Genomic DNA, 23,250 nt, shown 5'->3' with positions numbered 1-23,250 from the left:
ATAATCGTTAACCATTAATCATCATGAGTTCTACATCTAAATCAAGCACTTGGAAGCTGGTATTGCAGCTTATTGTGGCAGCGCTGTCTGCTATTGCTACAACTCTCGGAGTGACGAGTTGTATGGGAGTGAATCAGTACGTGTGACGACAACTGGTTGAACGGAAACTAAGAGGGAGCGGCGCCAAGGCGCCGCTCCCTTTTTCTGATTACGGATGTTGATTTTTCTTTTCTTAGAACCTATATATAAAAAACGTCCCGCAGGGCGCAAAACCCTGCGGGACGAGAAATTATCTGTTTATTTTACTTTCAGATTAATGTAACTTATTCGGCTTATCCTTCAAAAGTGCAGAAGTCTCTGCAAATTCATTAATGACATCCTTATAGTTTGGATGGCAAATAGGGATTAATAGAGTTGCACTGTTAAATATGCCTTCCATGTCATAAATTGACGTTGACATACAAGTGAACATATTTGTATATTCATAGGATTCAAACCAAGAACTAAACAATCGACTCCGAGCAATTTGTTTTCCGTCGCCAGTTTCGCAAATATAAAGTAATGCCGACATGTTCTTATTAAAGAACTCATTGACAATCGCAAATATCGTTTTCATCACATTTACATCACGAGGAGAATGTCGGTTGTTGGTGTTGTTTATTACGAATTGATAACAATCTGCCGAATGAATCAAATCGTCTTCCACAAAATCCACAATCAACTGAACTCCATGAGCCGTGACGAAATAAAGACCGTTAGACTTCGGATCTTCAAATACTGTATATGGTGAGGTTTTATTTATGTCCTCGACACTTCACTTTCTCATAAAGAATATACATATTTGGGATCCTCGCCTGTTCGTTCTTTAAACAACTCACGTGCACGGACCTCTAATTCAGCTATACGCTGACGTTTCCTTGCTTTGGAGGCTTCCACTTTAAGCAGAAGTTCTTCTCTTGTCAATTGATTCTTCATATCCATTCTCTCCTTTTTTATTCTTTTCGAAGGCAAAGGTACAAAGAAAATCTGAACCCCCCAAATCTTTGGCGGAATTTCTCGTCTGTTGTTAGTATGTAAATAAGTTATAAGAGTTTCCCACACCCACTACAGCTGCTTCTGTGGGTGTGGGAAACTCTTATAAAGAATATATAATCAATGTGTTCTTTTTAACATTATTTACACATTAAACCCTTGAAATTGCATAAAACCATCCTGTTTGCCTCGGCTACTTTGTCATCGCTTTCGCCTTGTATGTATATCATAATGGTGGCTGTGTGACTATGGCCAAGGGCCTTGGCAATCACTTTCAACTTGGTTTTGTTGAGTGCTTCCGCCCACATGCCTTTGTGATGGAGAATGTCCCCAATATACTTAGCATTGGTGACGGAATGGTTAGAGACTCCATCATCAAGGATTTTGAGAGCCTTGGTTACAAAGTGAGTGTTCAAGTAATCACAGCGTCAGATTATGGAGTACCACAAAACAGACGAAGGGCTGTATTCGTAGGCTTGGCAAATGGCAAAGAGTTTCAGTTTCCAGTATCTTGCTATCTCGGCATCTACTTTATAGTTAAATATACATAAAAACGTATCGTGATTACGGAAATAAATGATAAATGTGGTATTCATTTCAAATATTATTTGTATTTTTGTAGCAAAATTACGATAACAGACAAAATATTGCGATATGATACGAGATTTTTGGGTAAAGAACTATCTTTCCATTCGCGACAAGCAGGAATTAAGCTTCGTGGCCAAGGGACCATCTTCGGAACTTGTCACCGAAGTGGCTGATGGTGTGTTCTTGTATAAGTTAGGCATCCTATATGGTTCAAACGCTTCGGGTAAGTCGAATATGTTGATTGCCATGAATGAGGTGTTCCGTCTGTTGGTTATGGCAAAGTCGGATGCGACCGTAGGAATCGGCGGGGGCATACCATTTTTGCTCACCAAAAATGAACCAACGGAAATGCACGTGTCATTCTATGCCGATGGCACCCGATATGACTACGATGTCAAGTTCAACGGCAAGCACATCCTGACTGAATCCTTGTACTATTACCCAAACAAATCAAAATCGCTGTTCTACGAGCGTAGTTTTGTGGGCGAGAATGTGCAGGCAGACATCAAATTTGGCGCGAGCCTCAAACTGCAAGTCAAGACACAGGAGAGCATCCGCGAAAACACACTGAACAATCACTGTGTGCTGTCCGTTTGCCGAAAGGCTGCCTTGAAAGAAGACATAGCTCCGTTCAATGCTCTTCACGCTTGGATTATGGCCAATTATCACGATGTGGACGGCGATGTAGAAAAGGGTCTTGTTGAGATCCTAAAGGATGCTTACAGCAATCCAAAGAAGCGTAAGTTCTATAACACTATGCTCCAGAAGGCCGACTTGAACATTTTGGAATATCGTCCTGTTGTTGAAGACCGCATTGTGCCCAATGATTTCCGCGAGCGCATCCAGAAGGAAAATATCCCTGAGGAGATGAAAGATGTCCTGTTGAAGCCAACCACAGATTCTATCACTTTCTTGAACCATTCCGACAATGGCGACTTTGATATTCCTCTCAGATGGCAGTCAAAGGGCACTCAGAAATACATCCGCATATTGGATGCCTTGTACGACTTGATAACGAGTCCTCACGTGTACTATCTTGATGAACTGGGCGAGGATCTGCACAACGACCTGTTGTACTACTATCTCAATGTCTTTATCTTCAACTCCGACAAGTCTCAGTTGATTATTACGAGTCAGGAAGCCACCCTTCTGTCGCAGGATATGATTAACGAGAACAGAGGCGTGGTGTGGTTTGTTGAGAAGAACAAGGAGACTGCTTCGTCCGAATATGCCCGTGGCGACTCATTCGGCTTGCACAAGAACCTGTCGCTTTACAATTCATATCGCATTGGCAGATTGGGAGCTAAGCCTGAACTTGGTAGTATCTTTATAAATTTGGAGGACTGATATGGGAAAGCTACGACAAACTGTCCTTATTTTGGGCGAGGGGCCAACGGAGTTCTTCTACTTCAAGTCCTTATGCGACGTGTTCAAACGTCTGACCATCAAGCCAGACTATCCTAAGCATACCAACATCAAGGAACTGGAAGCCAAGATTGCAGAGGGCGTGGCAATGGGTTACAGCCATATCTTCTGCATTATCGACATGGACACGAAGGACAAGGAGCCGGAGCGTTCACAATACCAGAAGCTAAAAGCAAAGTATGCCAAGCCTATTGACAAACCAAAGAAAGGCATCTACTGCGAGGTGGAGTTCTTCGAAACTCACCGCTGCACAGAACTATTCTTTCTCTATTATTTCCGATACACCTCTCGTCCATACGATGAGCAGGAGCCATTGCTCAAAGACCTCAACCAATGCGTGGAGTATCGGAAGACAATAGAGTTCTTCATCAAGACCAAAGGACTTCACGGTTACTTCGAACGCAATGGTGGCAGTCTTGAAAAGGCTGTGGCCAATGCTAATCGGTCAATGGATGAGAAGCTGAAGGATGGCAGAGATTATACATACTCGGAACTTGGAAGGTTGATGGAAAATTTAAAAAGCATGGGAAAGTAAACCGTAAATTCGTTTTGTTATTACTATAGCATGAAGCATAACATAAATAAAACAAAACAAAGAGTTGCGAGCGAAAAGAAGGAAACGTCGCAATCATCAAATTGGTCTTTTAAAGTAAAGAATCATCGGGGACAGGTTCATCGACCCTAAAGAGTGAACCAATGTCCCTGTCCCCATATCCCCTTGGCGGTTTTCGTGGCGCAGCCCCCGCCGCTGTAGGGTCTTACCTCGTGTAAGACCGCAACCCGTATATGTTATTTCCCCGCAGGCGTTTGCGGCGGGCGGTCTTACACGAGGGGAAGACCCTACAACGGAGATTAGCGGCGGCGAAATCGGCGAGATTAGCGGCGGCGTTGGCGGTGTCATCGAGATTAGCGGCGACATATCGGCGGTAGCGGCGGCGTTGGAGGTATCATCGAGATTAGCGGCGGCAAATCCGCCGCAAATCGTTATTTGTACAGATAACGTTTGATGCTCTTTTTGGGAGTCTTTTCAAACTCGTTTTTGTGGATTTCTATTTCGGCGAGTTTGCAGTAGGCGGCGAGCTGCTCGTTGACCTGTGTGCGGTTTTGCTCCATGAGCTGGGCAAGGGCATCGTGACGTATGCCGAGGTCGGTGGCGGCATCCATGTCGGGATGGACGAGTGCCACGAGCCTGGTGTCGCGCTGTACGACGACGCTCTCGAGGACGAGTTGCATGGAGTTGAGCTTGTCTTCAATCTCCTCGGGGTAGATGTTCTGTCCGCTGGGGCCGAGGAGCATGTTTTTCGAACGGCCGCGGATGAAGACATTACCGTCGGCATCCATGGTGCCGAGGTCGCCGGTGTGATACCAGCCGTCGGCGTCGATGGTCTGCGCCGTGGCCTCGGGGTTCTTGTAGTAGCCGAGCATGACGTTGGTGCCGCGGGCGAGGATCTCGCCGGGGATGCGTGCGGGGTCGGGGCTGTCGATCTTCACTTCCATGTGGACGACCGCCCTGCCGCAGCTGCCTGGCACGAAGTGCTGCCAGTCGGAATAGCAGATGATGGGGGCGCACTCGGTGGCGCCGTAGCCCACGGTGAAGGGGAAGCCGATGGCCTTGAGAAACTGTTCCACCTCGTGGTTGAAGGCAGCTCCGCCGATGATGATCTCGTAGAACTGGTCGCCGAAGGCCTTGCGCACCTGTTCGCATACGCGCTGTTGTATCTTCTTGCTGATGACGGGCATGTTCCAGAGCAGGCGCATGGTGTTGTTCTGGAGCTTGGGGAACACCCTCTTGCGGATGATCTTCTCGATGATGAGTGGCACGGCGATGATGATGGCCGGGCGGATGTCGGTGAACGCCTGTGCGATGATGGCCGGCGAGGGGATGCGCGTGAGGTAGTAGATATGGCAGCCGTGCAGGAACTCGAAGATGAACTCGAACGCCATGCCATACATGTGTGCCATGGGCAGGATGCTGATGACGCTGTCGCCCTGTTTCACCACGTTGCCTAACACGTGCTCGGCGAAGTCGTAGTTGCCCCAGAGGGCGCGGTATGGTATCATGACGCCCTTGGAGAAGCCTGTGGTGCCCGAGGTGTAGTTGATGAGTGCGAGTTCGTCGGGGCTCTGTTCCTTGTAGTAGGCTACGTGCTGTCGGCGGAAATACTTGGGGTATTTGCGTCCGAACATCTCGTTGAGGTGTTCGCGTGCGTAGGTGAGCTTGTCGGTGCGCGAGAGGCGGAGCGAGTAGTCGGGTATGTTGATGATGCCTTCCAGTCCTGGCATCTTCACGGGATCGACCTGTGTGGCCACGACATCTCCCACGAAGAGGAACTTCGCCTCGCTGTGGTTGACGATGTTATGGATCTGTTCGGCTGTGAACTCGTGGAGCACTGGCACGGCGATGGCTCCATAGGTGAGAGTGGCGAGGAATGCCACTGCCCAGTGTGCGCTGTTGCGTCCGCAGAGGGCGATCTTGTCGCCTCGCTCAACGCCTCCGTTCTCGAAGAGGATGTGGAGTTTCTCTATCTTTCGCGCCACGTCGTGGTACTGCAGGGTGATGCCCTTATAGTCGGTGAGGGCGTCGCGGTCCCAGTTGTCGAAGATGCTTTTCTCGATGATAGCGTTGAATGATTCCATATGATGAGTGGGTTTGTATGTGTATTGCTTTGGGGCTCTATTTATAGAGGTAGCGTTTGATGCTCTTCTTTGGGGTCTTGGCAAAGTCTTCCTCGTGTATCTCTATGGCGGAGAGCTGGCAGAAGGGCGGCAGCTGGAGGTTGAGTTCCTTGCGGTTTTGCTCCATGACGCTGACGATGTCGTCGGTGGTGAAGTTCATGGTCTGCGCCTCTTCCTTGTCGGGCACGACGAGGGCTACAAACTTGTCGCCACGCTGTAGGATAAGGCTCTCGCTGACCATGGCCATATTGTTGAGTTTGTCTTCTATCTCCTCGGGATAGACGTTCTGTCCGTTGGCTCCGAGGAGCATGTTTTTGATGCGTCCGCGGATGAACACATGTCCGTCGGCGCTCATGGTGGCGAGGTCGCCGGTGTGATACCATCCGTCGGCGTCGAGCACCTCGGCCGTGGCCTCGGGGTTTTTGTAGTAGCCGAGCATGACGTTGACGCCACGCGCCACGATCTCGCCGGGGATGCGTGCGGGGTCGGGGCTGAGTATCTTCACCTCCATGTGCTTGACGGGTGTGCCGCAGCTGCCTGGCACGAACTGGTGCCAGTCGCTATAGGTGATGAGCGGAGCGCACTCGGTGGCTCCGTAGCCCGAGGTGATGGGGAAGTCGATGGACTTCAGAAACTGTTCTATCTCTTGATTGAGTGCCGCGCCGCCGGTCATGACCTGATAGGCGTTGCCGCCGAAGACCTCCATGACGAGCTGGCAGATGCGCTCCTTGACTTTCTTGTTGATGACGGGCATGTTCCACAGCAGCCTGACCTTGTTGTTCTGGATGCGCGGGAAGACGTGCTTGCGTATGATCTTATCGACCACGAGCGGCACGGAGATGACAATGGAGGGATGGACCTCGGCGAAGGCTTGTGCAATGATGGCTGGCGAGGGCAGTCGGGTGAGGAAGAAGAGATGGCAGCCATGGACGAAGGGGAAGATAAACTCCACGAGCATGCCGTACATGTGTGCCATGGGCAGGATGCTGAGTATGCTGCTGCCGTTTTTGATATGCGTCCCCATGGTGTCGAGCAGTCCGTCGAGATTGCCCCACAGGGCGCGGTAGGGCAGCATGACGCCCTTTGAGAAGCCTGTGGTGCCGCTGGTGTAGTTGATGACGGCGAGCTCTTCTGCCTGATCCTCGTGATAGTGGACGTCGTCGGCCCGGAAGCAGCGTGGGAAGCGGCGGCCGAATATTTCGTTGAGATGTTCGCGCGCGTAGGTGAGGTCGTCGGTGCGCGAGAGCATGAGCGAATAGTCGGGGATGTTGATTATGCCTTCGAGTGACGGCATCTCTGCGGGGTTGATCTCCTTGGCCACGTAGTCGCCCACGAAGAGGAGTTTCGACTCGCTGTGGTTGACGATGTTGTATATCTGCTCGGGCTTGAACTCGTTTTGTATGGGCACGGCGACGGCGCCGTAGGTGAGTGTGGCGAAGAATGCCACCGCCCAGTGCGAGGAGTTGCGTCCGCAGAGTCCGATCTTGTCGCCGGGCTTCACGCCTGAATATTCAAAGAGGATGTGGAGTTTCTCTATCTTTCGCGCCACGTCGTGATACTGCAGCGTGATGCCCTTATAGTCGGTAAGGGCATCGAGATTCCAGTTGTCTATTATACTTCGTTCTATATATGAATTGAAGCTGCGAAATGTATTCATTGCACAATTTTTGAAATTTTGTGCAAAGATAATCGTTTTTCTGCACATTCCAAAACTTTTTGTGCAAAAACTTTATGTTATGCCTACGTTTTTTCCGATTATGACTATTTTTGAGGCATAATCAGCGTTTTTGGGGGTATAAGTGGTGGTTTTGGGGATATAATCGGCGAGGTGCTTGTAGCAGACCTACTCGTATCTCATGGATTTCGACGGAGAGATATGCGAGATGAGATAGCTGGGGGCGATGAGGATGAGCACGCTGACGACGAGCGTGACGGCGTTGAGCGCGGCGAAGGCAGGCAGATGGACCTCCATGGGTGCTTCGGACACGTAGTAGGTGGCGGGGTCGAGGCTGACGATGCCCGTGGTCTGCTGCAAGATGATGAGTGCTGCTGCGGCGATGTCGCCGAAGAGCATGCCGCGGCCGATGACGAAGACGGCAAACCAGAGGAACGTGTGGCGTATGGTGGCGTTAGGCGCGCCGAGGGCTTTCAGTGTGCCTATCATCTGTGTGCGTTCGAGGATGATGATGAGCAGTCCGGAGATCATGGTGAATCCTGCCACGCAGATCATCAGCACGAGGATGATCCACACGTTGATGTCGAGCAGCGAGAGCCATGAGAAGATCTGCGGATAGGCGTCGTAGATGGTCTGCGAGACCATGGTGTCGCCATAGCGGTCGGTGTGGCGGTTGACCTTCTCCACCACGTTTTGCGCGGTGGCGTCGAGGCGGGTGAAGTCGCTGACGGTGAGTTCGGCTCCCGAGCACTGTCCTTCTTTCCATCCGTTGACCTTGCAGGTGGTGTAGAGGTCGGTGAAGCAGAGCGTGTTGTCGAACTGGCTCATGTTGGTCTCGTAGATGCCTGCCACGGTGAAGCGGCGTGTGCGCACGCCTTGTGTCCCGACGAAATAGCCGTAGATGCGGTCGCCCTGTTTGAGTTTGAGCGTGGAGGCGGTATTGGTGGAGATGAGGATGGCGTTGGTCGATGCGGTGTCTGAGAACTGCGGTATGGAGCCAGCGACGAGATGGTCGCGTATGAAGTCCCATTCATATTCCTTTGCCACGCCCTTGAAGGCGATGCCGAGGAAGTCGTCGTCGGTCTTGAGTATGCCTTGTGCCACGGCATAGCGCTGCACATGGCTGATGCCGTCGATGCGGCTCATGGCGCGCATGGTGCTGTCGTCGATGCAGATGGGATAGTTGTCGGTGCTCTGCATGGCGAGGAAGTTGGCTACCTGAATATGGCAGCCGAAGCCTACAACCTTGTCGCGTATGGTATGCTTAAAACCCATCACCACCGAGACGGTGATGATCATGATGGCGAGGCCGATGGCCACTCCTGCCGTGGCTATATGTATGGCCGGGCGGCTCACCTTGTGGCGGTCGCCCTTGTCGCTATATATGCGGCGTGCTATGAAATATGAAAGGTTCAATGTATTGTTGTTCTTTTACAGAAGTATTGGAGGTATGGAATGCCTCATTCTTCTTTAACTCCCCAAGTAAATCTCACTCCTCCACCCTGCCAGGATAAGCCTCGAGGGCTTTCTGCAGCACCACGAGGGCGCGGGAGAGGTCTTCTTTCTTCAGGACGTAGGCTATACGCACCTGGTTGTGGCCAGCGCCAGGAGTGGTGTAGAAGCCTGAGGCGGGAGCCATCATCACGGTCTCGCCCTCGTATTCGAACTCCGACAGACACCAGCGGCAGAACTTCTCGCTATCGTCAACGGGCAACTTCGCCACGGTGTAGAACGCTCCCATGGGGATGGGCGAATAGACACCGGGGATGCGGTTGAGTCCGTCGATGAGACACTTGCGGCGCTCCACATACTCGTCATACACGTCACGCAGGTACTCCTCGGGCGTGTCGAGCGACGCCTCGGCTACAAGCTGGCCTATGAGCGGCGGCGAGAGACGCGCCTGGCAGAACTTCATCACCGCCTTGCGCACGGCCTCGTTCTTGGTGATGAGGGCGCCGATGCGGATGCCGCACTCGGAATAGCGCTTCGACACGGAGTCGATGAGGATGACATTCTGCTGGATGCCTTCGAGATGGCACGCGCTGATATACGGCGAACCGGTGTAGATATATTCGCGATAGACCTCGTCGGAGAAGAGGTAAAGGTCGTACTTCTTCACGAGGTCGCGTATCTGGTTCATCTCGCGGCGGGTGTAGAGATAGCCCGTGGGGTTGTTGGGATTGCAGATCATGATGGCACGTGTGCGGTCGTTGATGAGCTCCTCAAACTTCTCCACCTTTGGCAGCGAGAAGCCTTCCTCTATAGTAGTAGCTATGGTACGTATGCGCGCGCCCGCGGAGATGGCAAACGCCATGTAGTTGGCGTAGGCTGGCTCGGGGACGATAATCTCGTCGCCTGGGTTAAGACACGACATAAAGGCGAAGAGCACCGCCTCGCTTCCTCCCGAGGTGATGATGATGTCGTCGGCATCGACATTGATGTCGTAACGACGGTAATAGCTCACGAGCTTCTCACGGTAGCTCTGGATACCCTGGGAAGGCGAATATTCAAGAATGTTGCGGTCGATATGCTTCAGGGCATCGAGGGCAACTTGTGGTGTGGGCAGATCGGGCTGGCCGATGTTGAGGTGATAGACCTTCGTCCCACGCTTCTTTGCAGCGGCAGCAAGAGGTGCGAGCTTGCGTATAGGCGACTCGGGCATCTCATGTCCGCGAACAGATATTTCCGGCATGATTCTACAAAAAAATTATTTTTCGACTGCAAAGGTACTATTATTAATTGGAAAACGGCAAACTGAAATAAAAAAAAATCGAAATAAAACCATTTTATTACCTAAATCATGGGAATTAACATATTTTTACGCAATCTCTTCGCTCTTTTCAACAAAAAGAATTACTTTTGCCAAACTTTAACTCGAAAGGACTACAGACAATGAATTACGACGAACTCTTATCGAAGCGCGACGCGGGAGAAAATAAACTTTGCCATACCTTGCTCGGCTGTTTCACGAAAAGAAACGCCGGAGCACGCTTCGTGAACGTGATTGACATCAGGGACGAACTCACCGACAACATCCTCTTTGAAGAAGACCTCAGGAAGGAACACGAGGCACACAAGGAGATAAAGGCCAACCATCAGATAAGATACATGCCAGGCGGCGACGACGTTAAGGGAAAGACGAAAAAGACGCTCGTGGCCGAAAGAGGCGTGTTTGTCACGCTGGCTCAGATGCTGTTTGACACGCCGTCGATGGTGGCGCGCAACGACTTTCTCAAAGACATCATTTCGCAGACTTTCGAGGCAGCCAAGGAGCTGCACGCCAACGGCATCTATCACACGTGTTTCGCGCCGGAGAACATACTGATACGACGCGGCGACGGCAGGCTGATGCTGCTGAACCACGGCTCGTTCTATCAGAACATAGAAAACCAAGAGGAGCTCTACGGCGACCTCGCCAGCTATGTGGCGCCTGAAGTGTTGGCTCACGGCACCATCGACGAGCGATGCGACGTGTATTCGATAGGAAAACTGATAGAGTATCTCTACTCCACGGGATCGATGCCGATGCCAGTGAAGAAAGTGGTGAAGAAGGCTACACGCGAACTGCCCGAAGACCGCTACGACTCGGTAAGGAACATGGAGAAAGCTCTGAAAAGACTCGCCGCCTTCAGACGACAGGCCGTGACGCTGCTCACAGCAGCCGCCGCTACCGCCATCATCGTCGGCGCGTATTTCAGCATCGTGCCCGAACAAAACGAGATGGAATATATCAAGCCCGCACCGCAGCCTAAGACAGAGGACTTCCTCGACGAGGGCATCGACCCGACGACAGAATTAGGAATACTGCCCACCGACTCGTCGGGCGCGCTGACCGAGGCGCAAAAGAAAAAGATGGAGGAATACCAGAAGAAAGCGGAGGATATATTCCGAAAACGATTTGAAAAGGAAGCCGACAGAATACTCTCGAAGGTGTATAACGCCGGGGTGATGAACTCGTCGCAAAGCAAATTCTCCGCTTCGAGCCAAAAGGCTATCTCGGAACTGAACGAGGTGCAGGAGAAGATAGCAAGCCAGACGGCCATGCCCATGTCGAAGAGCCAACGCATAGCCCAGGAGATTATCGACAAGGTGAGCAACATGAAGAAAAAGGAAATAAAACAGTAAATAAACAAATAAAGAAAGAAAAAGAAAGACAATGAGAAGTAGAACAGCTATTTGGTTTGAATGCCGAATCCGTTACGAAAAGACCATGGAAGACGGAATGCAGAAGAAAGTGTCGGAGAACTACGTGGTTGACGCACTTTCATTCAGCGAAGCAGAAGAACGTATCACCGAGGAAATGTCGTCGTACGTCAGCGGCGAATTTGAGATCATGGACATCAAGATTGCACCATACGCCGAGGTGTTCTTCGCCGACAGCGACTCTGCCGACAAGTGGTACAAGGCGAAACTCGCCTTCATCACACTCGACGAGAAGACACAGAAAGAGAAGAAATCGACAGTGAACTACCTGTTCAACGCTGGCTCGATGAACGGCGCCGTGAAGAGCATCGACGAGGTGATGTCGCAGTCGATGGTGGACTATGTCGTTTCAGCCGTCAACGAGACCACGCTGATGGACGTGTTTGAATACAAGAAGAAGGAAAAGGACGACAAGCCCGAATACGAACAGCAATAACCGACGGGGAGGATACATGATGTTGGATTACGACGTGAAGAAAAACCTGCAGGAGGTATTAGCCACTCTGCCAGAGCACGTGAGACTCGTGGCCATCAGCAAGTATCACCCTGCTGAATACCTGCAGGCAGCATACGACGAGGGACAACGCATCTTCGGCGAAAGCCATGTGCAGGAACTGCAACGCAAGGTGGAGGTGATGCCGAAAGACATCTGCTGGCATTTCATAGGCCACCTGCAGACCAACAAGGTCAAGTATATAGCTCCATATATCAGCATGATAGAGGCCGTAGATTCGATGAAGCTCATGGCAGAGATACAGAAGCAGGCGGCGAAAAACAACCGCACCATCGACGTGCTGCTTGAACTGCATATAGCGCAGGAGGCGACGAAATACGGACTGACACCCGACGACTGCCGTAAGATGCTCGACGAGGGGCTGTGGCGCGAGATGAAAAACGTGCGCATCCGCGGACTGATGATGATGGCGTCGAACACCGACGACGAGACGCAGATACGCAACGAGTTTATGACCGCCGCCAACTTCTTCGACGAAGTGAAGGCACGACACTTTGCCGACGCGCCTTACTTCGACCAACGGTCATGGGGTATGAGTGACGACTATCCGCTTGCTGTTGAGTGCAGGAGCACGATGGTGCGTGTCGGAACGAGGATTTTCGGACCTCGTGTATATTAACACTCCCCTGCCCTGACCCTTCGGCACCCTGCGGCCGTCGAGACCATAACAGGCTACGGGCGACGAGGCATCGGCCTCGACACCTTCCACTGACGCGGAACCGCCCATGAACTTGAACGAGACGCTGCTGGCTGACACCTCTGTAATGTCGGTCAGCGGCTTTTCTATGCCACCACCTGAATACCAGAAGGCGGGCAGAGGCGAATAGTCGGTGAACGACGTCACGCCACTGACTCCAGGGAAAGGGTCGCCAGCCGCCTCTTCCTTGTATGTGGCGTAGTCTATATACTGGCCACCATAGCGGCGCAACAGCTCGGCATTGACGGTGTTGACGTCTGTCCAAACGCTATTCGTCACGGTGGTCTTGACATAATAGTCGCTGAGCATCAGGCCGTCGGCGGCCACAAGCGAGAAACGCGGATGACCGATGGTGTTATTCAGATTGTTGCCGCCTAAGCCGGCTATTTTGAATGCGTAGTCGTCGAAGTCGATATGATAGATCACGAGTCCGCGACCAAAGATCTTGCCGTTCCAAAGGTCGGAGGAATTCTCCACCACCTCAAGCATATAACACTCGGCAGGATTGACGGGATTGCTGATCTTGTAGCTGCCGCCACCACGCTCGGCCGTGGTCAGCATCACATCCTGCGATTGGTAAAGCTCAGGCACAGTGATCCAGCCCAGACGCTCGCGCTCCCAGCAGGTCAATGCCGAAGGGCGATAGCCGTTGAAGGTGTATTCGCCCGCGTCCATCAGTCCGTAATAGCCCAGTCCTACATCGCAACATTCCGAGGCGTAGCCATAGGTGGGATAGAGGTCGGGAAGACCGAGGGTGTGGCAGAACTCGTGGCAGAAGAGCCCGATGCCGCTCATCTTGTAGCCTATGTTGGCTTGGTTGTTCTCTGAGCCATGCAACTCGTTGCTGACGCCATAACGGCATATCTTCACCCCGTCGAAGACCGGCGTGGAGGAGATATGACCTGACTGAGGCCAGATATAATCGGAACTGTTGGAAGCATAGTTCTCGCCATAGCCGGCGTAGATGATATACACGAGGTCGGCATAGCCGTCGCCGTCGGCGTCGTATTGCGAGAAATCGACATCGGCATCGGCGGCCTGACAGCTGGCCTTAAGCAGCGCGGTGATATTGTCGCGGCCGCGGCCGTAGGTCTTGTACGACTCGCTGAGCCGGTAAGGGCCGTAGAGGTCGAACTGGGGCGAATATCGTCCGCCGCTCATGTCAGAGAAATACTGGTTGACGCTACCGAAATTCTCATACATGACATGATCGGGATTGGTGCCCTTGCCGTTGAGACTGTTGTCAAACTGCCCGAAAGCATCGGGAATGCGAAACTGGAGGTCGGAAAACTCGACCATGATGACAACGGCACGGGGCGAGCCGATAGCGGGAAATAAGGCGGGCGACGAAGAGGAGCGCGTGGCGAGACGCTGGCGACTGGCTTTCTCCATGCCCTTGGCTACCATCGACTCGCGGTCTTGACGCATCACTGCCATCGTCTCTGCCAACGCGCGCTGGCCAGGAGCATGGGCAAGGATACGCGAGGAAACGAGGTTGCCGTCGCTGTCTTGGTCGGCAAGATACAGGCTGGAACCGTCGTGGACGAGGATGGCGCCGTCGGTGGCGATGTAATAGTGGAAATACTCGTCGCCCACGAGCTGTACGTCGAGGCGGCTGCCGTCGGTCTGACGGAACTGGCTCCATTCGCGGAAGGCCTTCGCTGCCGACACCCGTTGCGACATGGTAACGGCAATGGTGAGAAGTAAGAATATTCTAAGTAACATAGTAGATAATTGCTGTTTTTTTCCAAAAATAATATTGCTTTAATTTGTCTTTCAATAATGTAGCTTTAATTGTTTTTCCCGAAATAATACTGTCCGCGACGACGCGTGACGCGACCGTAGTCGATGGCATGACGGGGACAATGGTGATAACAGGCGAGACACGTGGTGCAGCTGCCGTCGTGATGCCACTGCGGCTGGCCGTCGGCGAGCGACATATTGCCTACAGGACAGGCTTTGACACACTGACCACAACCTATGCAACGGGAAGCATCGGCACGGAACTTCTTGTCGGTGATCATGAAACGATTGAAAAAACCGCCAATGACGTACGACAACAGCCAGGCACACTTGCCCTTGACCAAACGCCACTCGCCACGACGACCGTCGAGAAGCAACGGCAGGAAACGCTCGAGGTCGGCTGATGCCTGACGGCATTTCTCCCTTTCACGCTCTATGGTGTCGGTGTACATAAACGGAAGGGCTACATATGACTCGGGCATGACGAGCGAAAGGGCGGAATGGAGTTCTAAACCTCTTCGGCGCAACTCGCGCGAAAAGATGGCCATCGCCTCGCCGATATTGTCGCCGCAGGTAACCACAGCATAGGTCATGGCTCCGTCAGCGCCGTCGAGATGCATGCCACGAACGAAACGCCTGACAAGGGCGGGCGGCTGCCAGCCGTGAATGGGAAAACAAAAGCCAAGACGCTCGCCTGGCTCTAACGTATAGTGAAGACTGTCTGCTCCCGATTGCAGCGCACCAGCCATATCGACCAGCTCCTCGCCCGTGCACTGATGAAGACGACGGGCTGCCCAAGCACTGTTTCCGGTTCCTGAAAAATAGAAAATCATGCGCCAAAGGTACAACAAATCTTTGATTTCGCAAAATAAATGGCGGGAAAATATCATTTTTCACCGTTTTATTGCGTCAGATTGAAATAAATGTATTATATTTGCACTCGTAAAGTAGATAAATAACACACAAAAAAAAATGAGATATTTCATTTCTCTGGCTTACGACGGCACCGACTTCCACGGATGGCAGATACAGCCTAACGGCATCTCGGTACAGGAAGAGCTGCAAAAGGCGCTGACCACACTGCTGAGAAAACAAACCGACGTGGTGGGAGCGGGAAGAACCGACGCCGGTGTGCACGCTCGCGAGATGGTGGCTCACTTCGACCACGACACGGCTATCGACTGCCAGCAGCTCGCATACAAACTAAACCGGCTGGTGCCAAGGACAATGGCCATTCACGACGTGAGAGAGGTGGGGGAAGACATGCACGCGCGGTTCAGCGCGAAAAAACGTACCTACCGCTATTTCATCCACACACGAAAAGACCCGTTCCTCAGACATTACTCGTTTCTCACACCATACGAACTGGACTTCGAACTGATGAACACTGCCGCGGCATTGCTGAAGGACTATACCGACTTCGGGGCATTCTGCAAGAGCCATTCAGACGTGAAGACCACACTCTGCAAGGTGACAAAGGCGGAATGGATACAGACATCGCCGACACAGTGGTATTTCGAGATCAGCGCCGACCGCTTCCTGAGAAACATGGTCAGAGCGGTGGTGGGAACACTGATCGACGTGGGAAGACACAGACTGACAATAGACGAGTTTAGACGCGTGATAGAAGGAGGGAAGCGAACGGCGGCCGGCGAATCGATGCCTGGCAATGCCTTGTTTTTAGAAAAGGTAGATTATTAAATTGTAATATGTGGTTAATATTAGCATTCCTGTCGGCTGCCTTACTCGGCTTCTACGACTCGTTTAAGAAAAAGGCATTGAGCGGAAACGCCGTGATACCAGTGTTGTTTCTCAACACACTGTTCTCGTCGCTCATCTTCCTCCCGTTTATCATCGTCAGCTATACCACCGACGCCCTTGACGGAAACATCTTCCACGTGGCTTCAGGCGGATGGGAGGTTCACAAATATATAGTACTGAAGAGCTTCATCGTCTTGAGCAGCTGGATATTAGGATATTTCGGCATGAAACACTTGCCGCTGACCATCGTAGGACCAATCAATGCCACACGACCCGTGATGGTGCTCGTAGGCGCACTGCTGTTCTTCGGCGAAAGGCTCAACGGATGGCAATGGCTCGGAGTGGCATTAGCCGTACTCTCGTTTTTCATGCTGAGCAGAAGCGGAAAGAAGGAGGGCATCGACTTCAAACGCGACCACTGGATATGGATGATAGTGGGAGCGGCGGTGCTCGGTGCCGTCAGCGGACTGTATGACAAATATCTCATGGCGGCTCCAGAAGACGGCGGCGTGGGACTCGACAAGATGATGGTGCAGAGCTGGTATAACATCTACCAGTGCTTCATGATGGGAGCTATGCTCATGCTGCTGTGGTGGCCGAAAAGACAACACACCACGCCGTTCAGATGGCATTGGTGCATCATCTTCATAAGCATCTTCCTCTCGGCTGCAGACTTCGTCTATTTCTACTCGCTGTCGCTGCCAGGGGCAATGATAAGCATCGTCTCCATGATACGACGGGGCAGCGTGGTGGTGAGCTTCCTCTTTGCAGCACTGGCTTTCCACGAGAAAAACCTCAAGTCGAAGGTCATCGACCTGGCGCTCGTACTGCTCGGCATGATATGCCTCTATATCGGTAGTCATTAATCAAAATATGAAGCATGATCTGCCTCCATATCGGCAGTGATTAATCAAAATATGAAGCATGATATACCTCCATATCGGCAGTGATTAAACAAAAAAAAGAAGAATATGACAGATTACATTAACGCTAACTTATGGCAACTATGGTCGCTGATAATCGTGGCGAGCATAGTGCTCGAGATGTTCTCGGGCAGCTTCTTCATCATCTGCTTCGCAGTGGGAGGATTAGCTGCCTTGGTATCTACTCTCTTAGGTGGCATCTACGTGCAGACGGCCGTGTTCGCCATCGTCTCGGCTATTGCCATCTTCCTCGTACGACCCTTCGCCTTGCGATACATCCATCAAGGAACAGAGCCCGTGCCAAGCAATGCTGACGCCATCATAGGACGAAAGGCTAAGGTGAGCCAGGACATTCCCGCAAACGGATACGGACGAGTGGCCATCGACGGCGACGACTGGAAGGCCACAGCTTCAACAGACATCAAAAAAGGCGATACGGTGACAATAGTGACGCGCGAAAGCATCATCCTCACCGTTGAACCAGCATAATCCTTGAATTATTCATCAACTTATTTTTTTTTTAGCTTATGACCTACGTACTCATCGCTATCGTGGTACTCGTGCTGATTTTCGCGAAGATGGCTCTCGTCATCATACCACAGTCAGAAACAAAAATCATTGAACGCCTCGGACGTTACTATGCCACACTGCGCCCTGGTATCAACATCATCATACCTATCGTCGATAGGGCAAAGGAAATTGTGGTGATGAGAGCCGGACGATATGTGTATTCTAACTCTATAGACCTGCGTGAACAGGTGTATGACTTCCCGAAACAAAACGTGATAACAAAAGACAACGTACAGACGGAAATCAACGCTCTGCTCTACTTCCAGATTGTGGATCCATTCAAGGCGGTGTATGAAATAAACAATCTCCCAAATGCTATCGAGAAACTAACACAGACCACGCTGAGAAACATTATCGGCGAACTGGAACTCGACGAGACTCTCACATCGCGAGACACAATCAACACTAAACTACGCTCGGTGCTCGACGATGCCACAAACAAATGGGGAATAAAGGTGAACCGAGTGGAACTGCAAGACATAACACCGCCTGAAAGCGTGCTCACGGCAATGGAAAAACAGATGCAGGCTGAACGTAACAAACGTGCCACCATCCTCACCAGCGAAGGTAAGAAAGCCAGCGACATCCTGCAGTCGGAAGGCGAGAAAATGGCTACCATCAACCGAGCCGAGGCTCTTAAGCAACAGGCCATCCTAAAGGCTGAAGGCGAAGCGCAGGCAAGAATAAGAAAGGCGGAGGCAGAGGCCATCGCCATACAGAAAATAACCGAGGCGGTGGGCAAGACGACAAACCCCGCCAACTACCTCCTGGCACAGAAATATATACAGATGCTGCAACAGATAGCCGAGGGCGACAAGACCAAGACCGTATATCTGCCTTACGAGGCAACAAACCTCATGGGAAGCATCGGCGGAATAAAGGATTTGTTCAAAAACGAATAGAAAAAAGGTGAATAAATAACGCATTAGGGATTTTCCTCTCACTAGTTAGGGAAAATCCCTTTTTCTTTTGCCATAATTGCCGTATCTTTGCAGCAAAGAAACAAAAACTCGACTTTCACAAGCAAAAAAACACCGAGGTCGAGAACACGAGATAATAAACATTTAAAACAACAATTTAAAAAATATACGGTTATGAAAAAGATATTGATGGCAATAGTGGCACTGATGACCTTTACGGCTTCGGCCAACGCAATGAGTTACGAACAGGCTCGCAGAGAGGCGCTGTTCCTGACAGACAAAATGGCTTACGAGCTCAATCTCTCTGACGCTCAGTATGACGCCGCATACGAGATTAACCTCGACTACCTGATGGGCGTGACCAGCGTGGATGATGTCTATGGCGACTACTGGACAAGACGCAATCTCGACCTTAGCTACATCTTGCTCGACTGGCAATGGAACGCTTTCAGAGCTGCTTCTTACTTCTTCCGTCCGCTCTACTGGAACGCTGGGTGCTGGCACTTCGGCATCTACGCAAGATATCCGAGACGCTCGTTCTACTACTTCGCCCGACCAACGGTGTATGTTTCCTACAGAGGTGGACACAGCTGGAGAATGAACGGTGGACACAGCTATTACCATAACCACAGCTCTCACTTCAGAAACCATCACGCCAACAACGGCATGAGAGACAGATTCGACAGAGGAGAAATAGGACACAGCAACCGCAACAACAGCAACCGCTTCGACCGTAACAATAACGGTAACGGCAACCGCTTCGACCGTAACAACAACGGTAACGGCAACCGCTTCGACCGAAACAACAACGGTAACGGCAACCGCTTCGACCGAAACAACAACGGTAACAGCAACCGCTTCGACCGTAACAACAACGGTAACGGCAACCGCTATGGCAACGACCGTTTCAACAGAAACAGCTCAACACGAGTGACAGTAAACAACCGCCAGAAAGAAGGCAACAGCTACGAGCGCAAGTCGGAAGGCTACAACCCGCAGCGTACACAACCACAACGATACGAGCGCCAACAACAACTGCAACGCAACCACCAAATGCAACAACCACGCATGGAACGTCAGCAAAGAATAGAGAACCGCTCGCAGATGCAACGTTCAGAAAACCGTTCGCAAATGCAACGTTCGCCACGCTTCAACGACAGAGGCATCTCTGGATCGAAAAGCCAAGGTGAGAGAATGCAGATGAAACGCCTCTAACCCACAGGTTAAAGATCAAGCACACGGATCTCGGCATTGACCATAGGCTTCACGTCTTTCATCTCAAGATTGTAATACACAGATTGTATCGCCTTATTGATTATTCCATGCCCGACGGCAAGCACACGCTTGCCAGGGTATGTGTCACGAACAAAAGAAATAAATTTCTCTGCTCTTAATTTCAAGTGGTCGAGCGACTCTATGTCGTCCGGCCACTTTTCGTCTTTCAAGTCGGGAATATAACGGCCTGTGAAACCGCCCCAGTCGCGCTCACGCAACAAAGGTGTCGTCAACACTTCCATTCCACGGCGACGAGCGGTGGCGGCGGCAGTGTCAACGGCTCGTTTCAGATCGCTCGCCACAATGGCGTCGAGAGGCAAGCCGGCCATCTGCTCTGCCAACGCTTCTGCCTGGCTGACACCCACCGCGGTGAGTTCGCCTTGCGTCTGTCCCTGCATTATCCGGTTTACGTTGTCAACAGTCTCTCCGTGGCGGACAAGATAGAGTTTTGTCATTCGTCAAGTCGTCCTATAGTTATTTTACCACCTTTTCTATATATGTCTTTATAATATTTATCCCTGTCTTGTTTTCACCACCCAACGGGATAATGATGTCAGCATACTTCTTCGACGGTTCGATAAACTGCTCGTGCATCGGCTTCAACACCTTGAGATAACGGTCGATGACCATATCTACCGTACGCCCACGCTCCACCACATCGCGCTGAATATTGCGAATAAGACGCTCGTCAGAGTCGGTATCGACAAAGATACGAATGTCCATCATGTCGCGAAGCTCCTTGTTAACAAGCGTCATAATGCCTTCAATAAGAATCACTGGCTTGGGTTCTACATGCACCGTCTCGGGAAGGCGGTTGCTGATGAGATAGGAATAGGTGGGCTGTTCGACACTCTCGCCTGCCTTCAACCGCCTGACATGATCAATGAGCAACGGCCAGTCAAAAGCGTCGGGATGATCAAAATTAATGGCACGACGCTCCTCAGAGGTCAACTCCGACGTGTCGTTGTAATAAGAATCAAGAGGCACAACGGCTACGTGATGAGGAGGCAACGCCTCCACAATTTTTTTCACAACGGTGGTCTTGCCCGAACCCGTACCACCTGCTACACCAATTATCTTCATAAGCAAAAATATATGTTTTTGGGAGACAAAAATACAAAATATCCGCGAAATATCAAACATAACACCACTTTTTTTCAAAAAAATGAGAAAAACATAGGAAAAGATTTGGATGAAAGAGAAAAAACATGTAACTTTGCACACCAAAAGCAGACATTATATTTATATACAACAATAATATTTTAACAAAAAATGAAAAAAGGAATTCATCCAGAGAACTATCGCCCCGTCGTATTCAAGGATATGTCCAACGGCGATATGTTCCTTACACGTTCTACTTGTAAGACTAACGACACAGTAGAATTCGAAGGCGAAACTTACCCAGTGGTAAAGATTGAAATCTCAAGCACTTCGCATCCGTTCTACACGGGCAAGAGCAAGCTTGTCGATACCGCAGGACGCGTTGACAAGTTCATGAGCCGCTACGGTAAGGCTGCCAAGAAATAAAGCATACGACAATATTTCTATTGGTCAGACCTTGGAAGGGTGCGTCGGAGTAGTTGCATATACTTCAGACGCACCCTTTACTTTTTTGAAAACACAACAATACATACAGAAATGAACACAATTTTCGACTTTACAGTTAAGGACAGAAAGGGAAAACCTGTGGCACTTAAAGGATATGCCGGAGAGGTGCTGCTCATCGTCAACACTGCCACAAAATGCGGCTTCACTCCTCAGTATGAGGAACTTGAAAGACTATACGAGAAATATCATAGCAAGGGATTCGAAATCCTCGACTTCCCTTGCAACCAGTTTGGACAACAAGCACCTGGCACCGATGAGTCTATTCACCAATTCTGCAAACTTACTTACGGCACCGAATTCCCACGATTCAAGAAAATTAAAGTCAACGGCGACGATGCCGACCCCGTATATAAATATCTTAAGGAACAAAAAGGGTTTGCCGGATGGGACATGACACATCCTCTGGCTCATATCCTCGACGACATGCTCAGAAAAGAGGATGCCGAATATGACCAAAAACCTGACATCAAATGGAACTTCACCAAGTTCCTTACCGACAAACGCGGTTTGGTAGTAGCACGATTCGAACCTACAGAAAGCATTGAAAATATTGAAAAAGCTATAACTGAACTCTTATAAACAACCAAAAAACACTATTATGGAACATGTAAAATGTCTAATCGTGGGCAGTGGACCAGCTGGATATACAGCAGCTATCTACGCCTCAAGAGCTAACTTAAACCCAGTGGAATACTGCGGGTTACAACCTGGAGGACAACTCACACAGACTACCACCGTGGAGAATTTTCCTGGCTATCCACAAGGTGTGGACGGCAACCAGATGATGATGGACATACGCGAACAAGCAGAACACTTCGGAGCCGACATTCGCGACGGAGAGATCGTAAAGGCTGACTTCTCAAAGGCTCCTTATCTTCTCACTACCGATGAAGGACACGAAATCGCCGCCGACACAGTGATCATTGCAACAGGAGCATCGGCAAAATATCTCGGACTGGACGACGAACGCAAATATAACGGACAGGGCGTCTCGGCTTGCGCCACATGCGACGGATTCTTCTACCGCAAGAAAGTGGTGGCCGTGGTAGGCGGAGGAGACACGGCTTGCGAAGACGCTCTCTACCTCGCCGGACTGGCTAAAAAAGTATATCTCATCGTGCGCAAGCCTTTCCTCAGAGCTTCTAAAGTGATGCAGGAGAGAGTGATGAACACCGAGAATATCGAAATCCTCTTTGAACACAACACCATCGGACTCTTCGGCGAGAACGGCGTGGAAGGTGCTCATCTCGTGAAACGAAAGGGCGAACCCGACGAACAACTTGTTGACATCGCCATCGACGGATTCTTCCTCGCCATAGGACACAAACCAAACAGCGACGTGTTTAAAGAATGGCTCGACACTGACGAGGTGGGATATCTAAAAAAGGTCAACGGCACACCACGCACCAAGATTCCTGGTGTGTTCGTCGCCGGTGATGTGGCTGACCCTGTATATCGTCAGGCTATCACCGCAGCGGCAAGCGGTTGCCAAGCTGCCATCGAGGCTGAGAGATTTCTTCTCGAACGATAATACTTATTATCGAACGATAATGACTTTTACTAATACCCTATCCCCGTCACTCTTTGTGGCGGGGATATATTTTTTGTACAAAAATATTGTATTTTTCAAAAAAGAAATC

The 23,250-nt window shown here is 50.7% G+C and carries 24 protein-coding genes; 15 read left to right on the top strand and 9 right to left on the bottom strand.

The genetic code is table 11. From position 1 onward, the window contains the following. Nucleotides 1-23 precede the first annotated feature (23 nt). Nucleotides 24-146 (top strand): smalltalk protein, encoded by a 123-nt coding sequence (locus tag CIK99_RS15465; protein WP_158215874.1) that lies wholly within the window; start codon nucleotides 24-26, stop codon nucleotides 144-146. Between the two features lie 167 nt (nucleotides 147-313). On the opposite strand, the gene CIK99_RS16125 is transcribed toward CIK99_RS15465, so the two are convergent. Continuing rightward, nucleotides 314-616, bottom strand: a complete 303-nt coding sequence (locus CIK99_RS16125; RefSeq protein ID WP_371591047.1) for a DUF6169 family protein — start codon at nucleotides 614-616, stop codon at nucleotides 314-316. Nucleotides 617-1,280: 664 nt separating this feature from the next. Here CIK99_RS16125 and CIK99_RS14045 point away from each other — a divergent pair. The 3 genes from CIK99_RS14045 to CIK99_RS14035 all read left to right on the top strand — a co-directional run bounded on the left by CIK99_RS14045 (nucleotide 1,281) and on the right by CIK99_RS14035 (nucleotide 3,580). After that, nucleotides 1,281-1,583, top strand: coding sequence for a DNA cytosine methyltransferase (locus CIK99_RS14045; RefSeq protein ID WP_094382124.1), 303 nt, complete (start codon nucleotides 1,281-1,283; stop codon nucleotides 1,581-1,583). A 103-nt stretch (nucleotides 1,584-1,686) separates the two neighbouring features. Beyond that, a complete protein-coding gene (locus CIK99_RS14040; protein WP_094382123.1) occupies nucleotides 1,687-2,967 on the top strand; it encodes an ATP/GTP-binding protein in 1,281 nt (426 codons plus the stop codon). A gap of 1 nt (nucleotide 2,968) precedes the next feature. After that, nucleotides 2,969-3,580: an RloB family protein gene (locus tag CIK99_RS14035; RefSeq protein ID WP_094382122.1), complete on the top strand. Its 612-nt coding sequence runs from the start codon at nucleotides 2,969-2,971 to the stop codon at nucleotides 3,578-3,580. 449 nt (nucleotides 3,581-4,029) lie between these two features. Here the strand turns inward: CIK99_RS14035 and CIK99_RS14030 are convergent, their stop codons facing one another. The 4 genes from CIK99_RS14030 to CIK99_RS14015 all read right to left on the bottom strand — a co-directional run bounded on the left by CIK99_RS14030 (nucleotide 4,030) and on the right by CIK99_RS14015 (nucleotide 10,088). Further along, entirely contained in the window at nucleotides 4,030-5,682 is a 1,653-nt protein-coding gene (locus CIK99_RS14030; RefSeq protein WP_094382121.1) for an AMP-binding protein, read from the bottom strand. Nucleotides 5,683-5,719: 37 nt separating this feature from the next. Next, nucleotides 5,720-7,378, bottom strand: a complete 1,659-nt coding sequence (locus CIK99_RS14025; RefSeq protein ID WP_094382120.1) for an AMP-binding protein — start codon at nucleotides 7,376-7,378, stop codon at nucleotides 5,720-5,722. Nucleotides 7,379-7,564: 186 nt separating this feature from the next. Further along, the gene (locus CIK99_RS14020) at nucleotides 7,565-8,812 is read right to left on the bottom strand and encodes an FtsX-like permease family protein (protein ID WP_094382119.1); all 1,248 of its coding nucleotides are present in this window, start codon (nucleotides 8,810-8,812) and stop codon (nucleotides 7,565-7,567) included. 73 nt (nucleotides 8,813-8,885) lie between these two features. Continuing rightward, the gene (locus tag CIK99_RS14015) at nucleotides 8,886-10,088 is read right to left on the bottom strand and encodes a pyridoxal phosphate-dependent aminotransferase (RefSeq protein ID WP_094382118.1); all 1,203 of its coding nucleotides are present in this window, start codon (nucleotides 10,086-10,088) and stop codon (nucleotides 8,886-8,888) included. A gap of 200 nt (nucleotides 10,089-10,288) precedes the next feature. On the opposite strand from CIK99_RS14015, the gene CIK99_RS14010 reads away from it, so the two are divergent. From CIK99_RS14010 to CIK99_RS14000, 3 genes are read left to right on the top strand one after another with little or no spacing between them, the layout of a single operon-like run. After that, entirely contained in the window at nucleotides 10,289-11,521 is a 1,233-nt protein-coding gene (locus tag CIK99_RS14010; protein WP_094382117.1) for a protein kinase, read from the top strand. A 31-nt stretch (nucleotides 11,522-11,552) separates the two neighbouring features. Continuing rightward, nucleotides 11,553-12,035, top strand: a complete 483-nt coding sequence (locus CIK99_RS14005; protein WP_094382116.1) for a DUF4494 domain-containing protein — start codon at nucleotides 11,553-11,555, stop codon at nucleotides 12,033-12,035. Between the two features lie 16 nt (nucleotides 12,036-12,051). After that, nucleotides 12,052-12,732 (top strand): YggS family pyridoxal phosphate-dependent enzyme, encoded by a 681-nt coding sequence (locus CIK99_RS14000; protein WP_254047823.1) that lies wholly within the window; start codon nucleotides 12,052-12,054, stop codon nucleotides 12,730-12,732. Here CIK99_RS14000 and CIK99_RS13995 read toward each other — a convergent pair. After that, the gene (locus CIK99_RS13995) at nucleotides 12,637-14,535 is read right to left on the bottom strand and encodes a M6 family metalloprotease domain-containing protein (RefSeq protein WP_094382115.1); all 1,899 of its coding nucleotides are present in this window, start codon (nucleotides 14,533-14,535) and stop codon (nucleotides 12,637-12,639) included. The two genes, CIK99_RS14000 and CIK99_RS13995, sit on opposite strands and share 96 nt — an antisense overlap. Nucleotides 14,536-14,600: 65 nt before the next feature. Continuing rightward, nucleotides 14,601-15,386 (bottom strand): EFR1 family ferrodoxin, encoded by a 786-nt coding sequence (locus CIK99_RS13990; RefSeq protein ID WP_094382114.1) that lies wholly within the window; start codon nucleotides 15,384-15,386, stop codon nucleotides 14,601-14,603. A gap of 139 nt (nucleotides 15,387-15,525) precedes the next feature. Between CIK99_RS13990 and truA the strand changes: the two genes are divergently transcribed. The 5 genes from truA to CIK99_RS13965 all read left to right on the top strand — a co-directional run bounded on the left by truA (nucleotide 15,526) and on the right by CIK99_RS13965 (nucleotide 19,942). Then, nucleotides 15,526-16,254 carry a tRNA pseudouridine(38-40) synthase TruA gene (gene truA / locus CIK99_RS13985; protein ID WP_094382113.1) on the top strand — a complete coding sequence of 243 codons (729 nt, stop codon included), beginning with the start codon at nucleotides 15,526-15,528 and terminating at the stop codon, nucleotides 16,252-16,254. An 8-nt stretch (nucleotides 16,255-16,262) separates the two neighbouring features. After that, a complete protein-coding gene (locus CIK99_RS13980; RefSeq protein ID WP_094382112.1) occupies nucleotides 16,263-17,180 on the top strand; it encodes a DMT family transporter in 918 nt (305 codons plus the stop codon). 105 nt (nucleotides 17,181-17,285) lie between these two features. Beyond that, on the top strand, nucleotides 17,286-17,726 hold the full coding sequence (locus CIK99_RS13975) for an NfeD family protein (RefSeq protein WP_094382111.1): 441 nt from the start codon (nucleotides 17,286-17,288) through the stop codon (nucleotides 17,724-17,726). Between the two features lie 38 nt (nucleotides 17,727-17,764). Next, entirely contained in the window at nucleotides 17,765-18,709 is a 945-nt protein-coding gene (locus CIK99_RS13970) for an SPFH domain-containing protein (RefSeq protein ID WP_094382110.1), read from the top strand. A 192-nt stretch (nucleotides 18,710-18,901) separates the two neighbouring features. After that, on the top strand, nucleotides 18,902-19,942 hold the full coding sequence (locus CIK99_RS13965; RefSeq protein ID WP_094382109.1) for a hypothetical protein: 1,041 nt from the start codon (nucleotides 18,902-18,904) through the stop codon (nucleotides 19,940-19,942). Between the two features lie 8 nt (nucleotides 19,943-19,950). Here the strand turns inward: CIK99_RS13965 and CIK99_RS13960 are convergent, their stop codons facing one another. Next, the gene (locus tag CIK99_RS13960; protein WP_094382108.1) at nucleotides 19,951-20,457 is read right to left on the bottom strand and encodes a histidine phosphatase family protein; all 507 of its coding nucleotides are present in this window, start codon (nucleotides 20,455-20,457) and stop codon (nucleotides 19,951-19,953) included. A 19-nt stretch (nucleotides 20,458-20,476) separates the two neighbouring features. Continuing rightward, complete coding sequence (udk, locus tag CIK99_RS13955; RefSeq protein WP_094382107.1) at nucleotides 20,477-21,085, bottom strand: uridine kinase; 609 nt, start codon at nucleotides 21,083-21,085, stop codon at nucleotides 20,477-20,479. Between the two features lie 189 nt (nucleotides 21,086-21,274). On the opposite strand from udk, the gene CIK99_RS13950 reads away from it, so the two are divergent. The 3 genes from CIK99_RS13950 to trxB all read left to right on the top strand — a co-directional run bounded on the left by CIK99_RS13950 (nucleotide 21,275) and on the right by trxB (nucleotide 23,141). Beyond that, nucleotides 21,275-21,529, top strand: coding sequence for a type B 50S ribosomal protein L31 (locus tag CIK99_RS13950; protein WP_094382106.1), 255 nt, complete (start codon nucleotides 21,275-21,277; stop codon nucleotides 21,527-21,529). A 111-nt stretch (nucleotides 21,530-21,640) separates the two neighbouring features. Next, the gene (locus tag CIK99_RS13945) at nucleotides 21,641-22,189 is read left to right on the top strand and encodes a glutathione peroxidase (protein WP_094382105.1); all 549 of its coding nucleotides are present in this window, start codon (nucleotides 21,641-21,643) and stop codon (nucleotides 22,187-22,189) included. 19 nt (nucleotides 22,190-22,208) lie between these two features. Further along, on the top strand, nucleotides 22,209-23,141 hold the full coding sequence (gene trxB, locus CIK99_RS13940; RefSeq protein ID WP_094382104.1) for a thioredoxin-disulfide reductase: 933 nt from the start codon (nucleotides 22,209-22,211) through the stop codon (nucleotides 23,139-23,141). The last annotated feature ends 109 nt before the right edge of the window (nucleotides 23,142-23,250 follow it).

Source organism: Prevotella sp. P5-92 (assembly GCF_002251245.1).
Lineage (GTDB): Bacteria > Bacteroidota > Bacteroidia > Bacteroidales > Bacteroidaceae > Prevotella.
Note: the sequence above shows the minus strand (reverse complement) of the source record. Positions and strands in the feature narration are given on the sequence as shown.

Bases quoted from the DNA above. Each gene is read 5' to 3' on its own strand.
- CIK99_RS13965 (WP_094382109.1), top strand. From the start codon at position 18,902: ATGAAAAAGATATTGATGGCAATAGTGGCACTGATGACCTTTACGGCT.
- CIK99_RS14040 (WP_094382123.1), top strand. From the start codon at position 1,687: ATGATACGAGATTTTTGGGTAAAGAACTATCTTTCCATTCGCGACAAG.
- CIK99_RS13950 (WP_094382106.1), top strand. From the start codon at position 21,275: ATGAAAAAAGGAATTCATCCAGAGAACTATCGCCCCGTCGTATTCAAG.
- trxB (WP_094382104.1), top strand. From the start codon at position 22,209: ATGGAACATGTAAAATGTCTAATCGTGGGCAGTGGACCAGCTGGATAT.
- CIK99_RS14025 (WP_094382120.1), bottom strand. From the start codon at position 7,378: ATGAATACATTTCGCAGCTTCAATTCATATATAGAACGAAGTATAATA.
- CIK99_RS13960 (WP_094382108.1), bottom strand. From the start codon at position 20,457: ATGACAAAACTCTATCTTGTCCGCCACGGAGAGACTGTTGACAACGTA.
- CIK99_RS14035 (WP_094382122.1), top strand. From the start codon at position 2,969: ATGGGAAAGCTACGACAAACTGTCCTTATTTTGGGCGAGGGGCCAACG.
- truA (WP_094382113.1), top strand. From the start codon at position 15,526: ATGAGATATTTCATTTCTCTGGCTTACGACGGCACCGACTTCCACGGA.
- CIK99_RS14030 (WP_094382121.1), bottom strand. From the start codon at position 5,682: ATGGAATCATTCAACGCTATCATCGAGAAAAGCATCTTCGACAACTGG.
- CIK99_RS14045 (WP_094382124.1), top strand. From the start codon at position 1,281: ATGGCCAAGGGCCTTGGCAATCACTTTCAACTTGGTTTTGTTGAGTGC.
- CIK99_RS13970 (WP_094382110.1), top strand. From the start codon at position 17,765: ATGACCTACGTACTCATCGCTATCGTGGTACTCGTGCTGATTTTCGCG.
- CIK99_RS15465 (WP_158215874.1), top strand. From the start codon at position 24: ATGAGTTCTACATCTAAATCAAGCACTTGGAAGCTGGTATTGCAGCTT.
- CIK99_RS14005 (WP_094382116.1), top strand. From the start codon at position 11,553: ATGAGAAGTAGAACAGCTATTTGGTTTGAATGCCGAATCCGTTACGAA.
- CIK99_RS13975 (WP_094382111.1), top strand. From the start codon at position 17,286: ATGACAGATTACATTAACGCTAACTTATGGCAACTATGGTCGCTGATA.
- CIK99_RS13995 (WP_094382115.1), bottom strand. From the start codon at position 14,535: ATGTTACTTAGAATATTCTTACTTCTCACCATTGCCGTTACCATGTCG.
- CIK99_RS13980 (WP_094382112.1), top strand. From the start codon at position 16,263: ATGTGGTTAATATTAGCATTCCTGTCGGCTGCCTTACTCGGCTTCTAC.
- CIK99_RS13990 (WP_094382114.1), bottom strand. From the start codon at position 15,386: ATGATTTTCTATTTTTCAGGAACCGGAAACAGTGCTTGGGCAGCCCGT.
- CIK99_RS14010 (WP_094382117.1), top strand. From the start codon at position 10,289: ATGAATTACGACGAACTCTTATCGAAGCGCGACGCGGGAGAAAATAAA.
- CIK99_RS14015 (WP_094382118.1), bottom strand. From the start codon at position 10,088: ATGCCGGAAATATCTGTTCGCGGACATGAGATGCCCGAGTCGCCTATA.
- CIK99_RS14000 (WP_254047823.1), top strand. From the start codon at position 12,052: ATGATGTTGGATTACGACGTGAAGAAAAACCTGCAGGAGGTATTAGCC.
- CIK99_RS13945 (WP_094382105.1), top strand. From the start codon at position 21,641: ATGAACACAATTTTCGACTTTACAGTTAAGGACAGAAAGGGAAAACCT.
- udk (WP_094382107.1), bottom strand. From the start codon at position 21,085: ATGAAGATAATTGGTGTAGCAGGTGGTACGGGTTCGGGCAAGACCACC.
- CIK99_RS16125 (WP_371591047.1), bottom strand. From the start codon at position 616: ATGAAAACGATATTTGCGATTGTCAATGAGTTCTTTAATAAGAACATG.